This is a genomic window from Nocardia sp. NPDC058497 (assembly GCF_042720195.1).
GTDB lineage: Bacteria > Actinomycetota > Actinomycetes > Mycobacteriales > Mycobacteriaceae > Nocardia.
Genome location: NZ_JBHXMY010000098.1, coordinates 7,198 through 14,223 on the forward strand (window position 1 = coordinate 7,198; position 7,026 = coordinate 14,223).

The 7,026-nt window shown below is 70.2% G+C and carries 7 protein-coding genes and 1 pseudogene; 3 read left to right on the top strand and 5 right to left on the bottom strand.

Annotation, left to right across the window (positions count from 1 at the left end; translation table 11 throughout):
• The 5 genes and pseudogenes from ACFWPJ_RS09850 to ACFWPJ_RS09870 form a co-directional block, all read right to left on the bottom strand.
• Positions 1–771 (bottom strand): annotated as a pseudogene (locus tag ACFWPJ_RS09850) (tobH protein); the annotation flags it as partial.
• Positions 772–856: 85 nt separating this feature from the next.
• Positions 857–2,236: a phosphomannomutase/phosphoglucomutase gene (locus ACFWPJ_RS09855; RefSeq protein WP_378849286.1), complete on the bottom strand. Its 1,380-nt coding sequence runs from the start codon at positions 2,234–2,236 to the stop codon at positions 857–859.
• 58 nt (positions 2,237–2,294) lie between these two features.
• Positions 2,295–2,669, bottom strand: a complete 375-nt coding sequence (locus ACFWPJ_RS09860; RefSeq protein ID WP_378849296.1) for a DUF3499 domain-containing protein — start codon at positions 2,667–2,669, stop codon at positions 2,295–2,297.
• Between the two features lie 85 nt (positions 2,670–2,754).
• Complete coding sequence (locus ACFWPJ_RS09865) at positions 2,755–3,237, bottom strand: metallopeptidase family protein (protein ID WP_378849288.1); 483 nt, start codon at positions 3,235–3,237, stop codon at positions 2,755–2,757.
• Between the two features lie 146 nt (positions 3,238–3,383).
• Positions 3,384–3,617 carry a WhiB family transcriptional regulator gene (locus ACFWPJ_RS09870; RefSeq protein ID WP_133733920.1) on the bottom strand — a complete coding sequence of 78 codons (234 nt, stop codon included), beginning with the start codon at positions 3,615–3,617 and terminating at the stop codon, positions 3,384–3,386.
• Positions 3,618–4,117: 500 nt separating this feature from the next.
• Between ACFWPJ_RS09870 and cofD the strand changes: the two genes are divergently transcribed.
• Genes cofD through ACFWPJ_RS09885 form a run of 3 tightly spaced genes read left to right on the top strand, consistent with a single transcriptional unit; the run spans position 4,118 to position 6,965 of the window.
• Complete coding sequence (gene cofD, locus ACFWPJ_RS09875; RefSeq protein ID WP_378849290.1) at positions 4,118–5,104, top strand: 2-phospho-L-lactate transferase; 987 nt, start codon at positions 4,118–4,120, stop codon at positions 5,102–5,104.
• Positions 5,101–6,447 carry a coenzyme F420-0:L-glutamate ligase gene (locus ACFWPJ_RS09880; protein WP_378849292.1) on the top strand — a complete coding sequence of 449 codons (1,347 nt, stop codon included), beginning with the start codon at positions 5,101–5,103 and terminating at the stop codon, positions 6,445–6,447. Before cofD ends, ACFWPJ_RS09880 begins: the two co-directional genes overlap by 4 nt.
• On the top strand, positions 6,444–6,965 hold the full coding sequence (locus tag ACFWPJ_RS09885) for an NUDIX hydrolase (RefSeq protein WP_378849294.1): 522 nt from the start codon (positions 6,444–6,446) through the stop codon (positions 6,963–6,965). The genes ACFWPJ_RS09880 and ACFWPJ_RS09885 overlap by 4 nt, the downstream gene beginning before the upstream one ends.
• Positions 6,966–7,026 lie beyond the last annotated feature (61 nt).

The following is a 7,026-nucleotide window of genomic DNA, read 5'->3' on the forward strand; positions in this document are numbered from 1 at the left end:
GGCGGCGGCCGCGGCACTCCGGCCCGCCGCCTGCAACAGCACCGCGGCGCCGTGCCCGGCCAGTTCGACGGCGGCCGGTGAGTCACCCGCGAGGACGACGCCGACGCCGAGCATGCGCGCGGCGAGCGTCTTGGCCGGATTGTGGAAGACCTCGTTGTGCGGGCCGTCGCGCAGCGCCTCGGCGTCGAGCATGTCGGCCAGCGCCGTCAGGTCGGGCGTGGCGGGCACACTGCGCTGGGCGTCGATGCCGCGCAGCACCGCGATGCCGACGGCCAGGAAACGCAGCAGCCGATTGTGGTCGAGGACTGGCACCCGCGGTTCGAGGACGATCGCGCGGCCCGCCGCGACCGCGCGCAGCGGACCCTCGTTCGGCGCCGCGATCACCACTTCGGCACTGCGGCGCAGCGCCCGGTCGACGGCGTCGATCAGCCGTGGATCGCCCGCGTCGTCGCCGGCGACCAGCACCACGTCCAGCGGACCGACCCACGGCGGCAGCGAGGTGACGGGCACGATCGGCAGCCCGGCCCGGTCGCCGAGGGCGGCGACCAGCAACCCGGCGGCACGGGCCGCCCGGCCCGAACCGGAGACGAGGACCAGACTGCGCGGACGCAACTCGGACAGGCGTTCGGTGAGCGATGTTTCGGCGACCGCCGCGGCCGTCGCCCGCACCTGAGCGCCACCCGAAGCCGCCGAACGTAAGGCGCCGCCGGTGTCGGCCGCCTCCAGCGACGCGGCATCGTCGAGGTCGAATACCGGTGTTCCAGCGATCATCGCCGATCCCACCTCCCCTCATCGCGCTGTGTCGTCTGCCGGCAAGCCGTCGGCGAATACAAGGTCTGTGATTCCACTATTCCAGTCAGGCGCGGACGATGCCCAGGATCTCGGTCACGAGTTCGTCGACTTCAGCCTGCGATCCGGCTTCGACGTTGAGACGAAGCAGCGGTTCGGTATTCGAGGCGCGCAGATTGAACCAGGCGTTGGCGCCGAGATCGACGGTAACGCCGTCGAGACGGTCCACCGAGATGGTCCGGTCGGCGAACGCGGCGAGCACCGCCGCGGTGCGCTCGGCGGCGTCGGCGACGGTCGAGTTGATCTCGCCGGAGGCCGCGTAGACGTCGTAGGCGGCCATCAGTTCCGAGACCGGACGCTGCCCCTCGCCGAGCGCGGCCAGCACGTGCAGCGCGGCCAGCATGCCCGAATCGGCGCCCCAGAAATCGCGGAAGTAGTAGTGCGCCGAGTGCTCGCCGCCGAAGACCGCGCCCGTCGACGCCATCTCCTGCTTGATGAACGAGTGCCCAACCCGGGTCCGCACCGGCTTGCCGCCGAGCTCCTCGACGAGCTCGGGCACCGCGCGCGAGGTGATCAGGTTGTGGATGACGGTCGCGCCCGGCTCCTTGGCGAGCTCGCGCTGGGCGACCAGCGCCGTGATCGCCGACGGTGACACCGGCTCGCCGCGCTCGTCGACGACGAAGCAGCGGTCGGCGTCGCCGTCGAAGGCGAGGCCGATGTCGGCGCCGCTGCGGCGCACCAGCGCCTGCAGGTCGACCAGGTTCTTCGGGTCCAGCGGGTTGGCCTCGTGATTGGGGAACGAGCCGTCGAGTTCGAAGTACAGCGGCACGATGGTGATCGGGCCGAGCGCGCCGAGCACGGCGGGGACGGTGTGGCCGCCCATGCCGTTGCCCGCGTCGACCGCGATGGTCAGCGGGCGGATGTCGTCGAGGTTCACCAGCTCGCGCAGGAAGCTCGCGTAGTCGGCGAGCAGATCGGTGGTCGTCGCGGTGCCCGCGGCGCCGTCGTAGGCGGGCACGCCGTCGACGACCTCGGCCGCGATGGTGGCCAGACCGGTGTCCTGGCCGACGGGCAGCGCGTTCGCGCGGCACAGCTTGATGCCGTTGTAGCGGGCCGGATTGTGGCTGGCGGTGAACATGGCGCCGGGGCAGCCCAGCTTGCCCGAGGCGAAGTAGAGCTGATCGGTGGAGGCCAGCCCGATGTGCACCACATCCAGGCCCTGGGCCCGCACGCCGTCGGCGAAGGCCGCGGCCAGTTCGGGGGAGGACTCACGCATATCGTGGCCGATCACGACCCGGGTGGCGCCCTCGTCGCGCATCAGCCGGGCGAACGAGGCGCCCACATCCATGACGAACCCCGCATCGATCTGTTCGCCCACCACCCCGCGGACGTCATAAGCCTTGATCACGGCGTTCACGAGTTCGCCAGAGCGCGCGACAGTCGTCATGCTTAGTACCCTAGCGGCCGCACGGAGGATTCCGGGTCCGCGGGTGTGGCCTGAGGATTTACGGGTCAGGGAGGACGCGTAGGTGCCCGCGGCGGCCGGTGCGGGCGGTGCGCGGTGCCGTGGGCGTGTTGTCGCGGTAGCCGGGCTGGTCGGCGTCGGCGGGGCGGCGGCGCAGGCCCGCTTCGCGGACGGCTTCGGCCAGTGCGGTCAGGTCGTCGTCGTCGGGGGTGCTCGAGGAGAATCCGCCTTCGTGGCGCACCAGTTCCCAGCCCTTGGGGGCGGTGATGCGGCAGGCGTGGGTTTCGCACAGATCCCAGGAATGCGGTTCGGCGACGGTGGCCAGCGGTCCGACGACGGCGGTCGAGTCGGAGTACACATACGTCAGCGTCGCTACAGCCGGGTTCTTGCAGCCGGGTCGGCAGCAACGACGCATGGGGATCACGACGTCGAGATTAGCCCTCCGGTCCGCAAAAGTGGATACGGACACGCGGTGATACGACCCCGTTATCGGTGCGTCGCTACTCGGGTTCGGGATCGATCAGGTCCGGGTCGACGCCGAGATAGGTCGCGATCTGCTGGACGAGGACCTCGCGCAGCAGTTCAACGAGATCGTCGGGATCGGCCGCGCGCAGCTCCAGCGGCTTGCGGAACAGCACCACCCTCGCCCTGGTTGCCGCGCCGTGCCGGTCGACGCCCGCGGGGATCAACCGCGACAGCGGCACCGGCCCGTCGGCGACCACCTCGTCCGGCCAGGTGACCGAATCAGGGTGCAGCGGACGGATTTTCGGTACATCGTCGACGGCGATGTCGAGCTTGGTGAGCCGATCGTGCCAGCGGGTGTCCAGCGGGGCGAACGCCTCGAGCACGAGCCGGTCGAATTTCTGTCCTCTGGTGCGCCACGCGGGAACGGTGGGCGGGAGCATGGGTCCACGGACGCCACGGCCGCGGCGGGTCACCGACCGTGCGGTGGGGGCCGGGTAATGCCGCCGGGAACGTGCCATGGGAACTCGTCCGCCTTTCTCGCGTGCACCTGTCGTGCCCGTCGAGCCGGAGGACGGCGCGACTACTGGGCGTTCGCCCGAAGCACCGACGTACTGCGCCTGCGTGCTCCGGGCTGGAGCCTCAGAGTCTACTTTCGAACATTCTCTTAACCGATTCCGCGCTTCAGCCTGCGACGCTCTCGTTCCGAGAGACCGCCCCAGATGCCGAAACGTTCGTCGTGCGCCAGCGCGTACTCCAGGCACTGGTCACGTACCTCGCAGCCCAAGCAGATGCGCTTGGCCTCACGGGTCGAGCCGCCCTTCTCGGGGAAGAACGCCTCGGGGTCTGTCTGCGCGCAGAGAGCGCGTTCCTGCCACTGCTCTTCGATGGACTCGAACATCTCGTCGAAGCCCGTCACGACCAGACTCAGCCGGGGAGCCGCGACTTCGCTTGCCACGTCCGGTTCCGGCCAGCTCTCCTCGGCGCAGACAGCGTGAGCTGCGCCTGCTGTGGAATCGGTCGGCGAGACCATGTTTTCGGTCATCGTTCCGCCTCCTCACTATGTGTTAGCGCAGAATGATTCTTTCCGCCGGACCAACACACACCCCGACGGCCCAACACCGCGACGTAGTCTCGCGGGCATCCCCGAACCTGTCTTCCGGCGAGCCGAACACCCGCTCGCAAACGCCCCCGCGCTATGCCTCTCGCGGTGACCGGAATGACATGTCTGTGATTAGACACGCCGCACTCGCCGGTGGTCAACCCGCCGTCACCCTTCCGTTACACTCCGCACCGGCCTTTCGTGTTGATCTTGTTATGTGCCGTGGCAAATGACCAGCAACTTTGCCGGAATTCGTCACGAAATCATCCGGCAACCGGCACCGCCTAGGCTGTGTCCCTGTGACTGCACAACACGCGGTGCGCGAGCCCAAGATCGCCGTTCTGGTCGGCGGCGTCGGCGGTGCACGGTTCCTTCAGGGCGTCAGGCAGCTGCTGCCCGACGCCGACATCTCGGCCATCGTCAACGTCGGCGACGACGTCTGGATGCACGGGCTTCGTATCTGCCCCGACCTCGACACCTGCATGTACACCCTCGGTGGTGGCATCGACACCGAGCGCGGCTGGGGCCACGCGAACGAGACCTGGCACGCGAAAGAGGAGCTGGCGAAATACAACGCCCAGCCCGATTGGTTCGGTCTCGGCGACCGCGATATCGCCACCCACCTCATCCGCACCGAGATGCTGCGCGCCGGATATCCGCTCTCCGCGGTCACCGAAGCGCTGTGCAATCGGTGGCAGCCGGGCGTGCGTTTGATCCCGGCAACCGACGATCGCTGTGAAACCCACGTCGTTGTCAGTGATCCCGACAACGCCGGCGAACGTCGCGCGATCCACTTCCAGGAATGGTGGGTGCGGTACCGCGCGGCGCTTCCGACCCACGGATTTGCCTCGATCGGCGCCGAACAAGCCTCCCCGGCCCCGGATGTGACCGAAATCATAGCCGCCGCCGACGCCGTGTTGCTGGCCCCCTCGAACCCCGTCGTGAGCATCGGCGCGATCCTCGCCGTCCCCGGAATCAGGGGCGCGTTGCGCACCACCGAGGCCAAGGTGATCGGCCTCTCTCCGGTGATCGACGGAAAGCCGTTGCGCGGCATGGCCGATGAGTGCCTGTCGGTGATCGGCGTCGAGTCCACCGCCGAGGCGATCGGGCGGCACTACGGTGCCCGCTCGGCCACCGGCATCCTCGACGGCTGGCTGGTGCACTCCACCGACACGGCCGAGGTTCCGGGTGTCGAGGTGCGCAGTGTGCCGTTGCTGATGACAGACCCCGAGGCGACGGCTGAAATGGCCCGTGCCGCACTGGAATTGGCGGGAGTGAAGCCGTGAGCGTGCTGCCCGACCACGCGGCCGACGAGCTGCGGATCCTCCCGGTCACCGGTCTGCCGGAGTTCCGGCCCGGCGACGACGTCGCCGAACACCTTGCCGCGCAGGCGCCGTGGCTCGCCGATGGTGACGTCGTCGTGGTCACCAGCAAGATCATTTCCAAGGCCGAGGGCCGCATCGTCACCGCGCCGACCGACCCGGAGGAGCGCGACACCGCCCGCCGCAAGCTCGTCGACGACGAGGCCGTGCGGGTGCTCGCCCGCAAGGGCCGCACCCTCATCACCGAGAACCGTCTCGGCATCGTGCAGGCGGCCTCCGGCGTCGACGGCTCGAACGTGGCCGAGGGCGAACTGGTGCTGCTGCCCACCGACCCCGACGCCAGCGCCAAGTCGCTGCGCGCCGCGCTGGCCCAGCTGCTCGGGGTGGACGTGGCCGTCGTCATCACCGACACCATGGGCCGGGCCTGGCGCAACGGCCAGATCGACGCGGCCATCGGCGCTGCCGGGCTGCGCGTGCTGCACGACTACGCGGGCGCGGTCGACGGGCAGGGCAACGAACTGCACGTCACCCAGGTGGCCGTGGCCGACGAACTCGCCGCCGCCGCCGATCTGGTCAAGGGCAAGCTCGGCGGCGTTCCGGTCGCGGTGGTGCGCGGCCTGGTCACCGACGACGACGGGTCGAGCGCGGCGGCGCTGCTGCGCGGCGGCGTCGACGACCTGTTCTGGCTCGGCACCGCCGAGGCGATCGAGATGGGCCGCAAAGAGGCTGTGCCGCTGCGTCGTTCCGTGCGCGCCTTCGCCGACGAGCCGGTCGAGCCGGAGCGGATCAGGGCGGCTGTCGCGGCTGGGCTCACCGCACCCGCGCCGCATCACACCCGCCCGGTGCGCTTCGTCTGGCTGCGTAAGCCGAAGCTGCGCGCCCAGCTGCTCGAGGCCATGGCCGAGCAGTGGCGGGCAGACCTCACCGCCGACGGGCTCGAGCCCGAACGGGTGGAACGTCGCGTCGCGCGCGGGCGCATCCTGTTCGACGCTCCCGAGGTGATCATCCCGTTCTGCGTGCCCGACGGCGCGCACGCCTATCCCGACGCCCGCCGCCAGGCCGCCGAGCAGACGATGTTCACCGTCGCGGTCGGCGCCGCGGTGCAGGGCCTGCTGGTGGCGCTGGCCGCCGACGGCCTGGGCAGCTGCTGGATCGGGTCGACGATCTTCGCGCCGGAGGTCACCCGCGATGTCCTGGGCCTGGACGAGGACTGGATGCCGTTGGGCGCCATCGCGATCGGTCATCCGCTCGACGAGCCGGCCCCGCGCACCGTCGGCTCGCCCGGCGCGGGCCTGGTGGAGCTGTGAGCGCGGAGTCGCTGCGCGCGTCGGCGACCGAGCTGCTCACCGCCTGGCAGCCCCAGGCCGGACCGGATCGTTCGCTGCGGGAGGCGATGCTCGCCTTCCTCGGCTCGGCGCCGAACGGGTGCCTGCGCGAACACGCGCCGGGCCACATCACCGCCTCGGCGATCGTGTTGTCGCACGACCGCCGCGAGGTGCTGCTCACCCTGCATCCGCGGGTGGGCCGCTGGATCCAGCTCGGCGGGCATTGCGAACCGGGCGACGAGACGGTCGCCGACGCCGCGCTGCGTGAAGCGGTGGAGGAGTCGGGCATCCCGGAGCTGCGGCTGACACCCGGTCTCTACGGCGCGCAGGCGCACCCGATCACGTGCTCGCTCGGCGTGCCGACGCGGCACCTGGACCTGCTGTTCGAGATCGTCGCGCCGCCCGGCGCGGTGCCGGTGCGCAGCGCCGAATCGGCGGATCTGCGGTGGTGGCCGGTGGATGGGCTACCGGCGGGCGCCGACGTGCTGCTCGTTCCGTAAAGGCGGCTGAATCGTTCGCTGACCTGTGCTGACAGCGACCGTGCCCAGGTGGGCGCAGTCG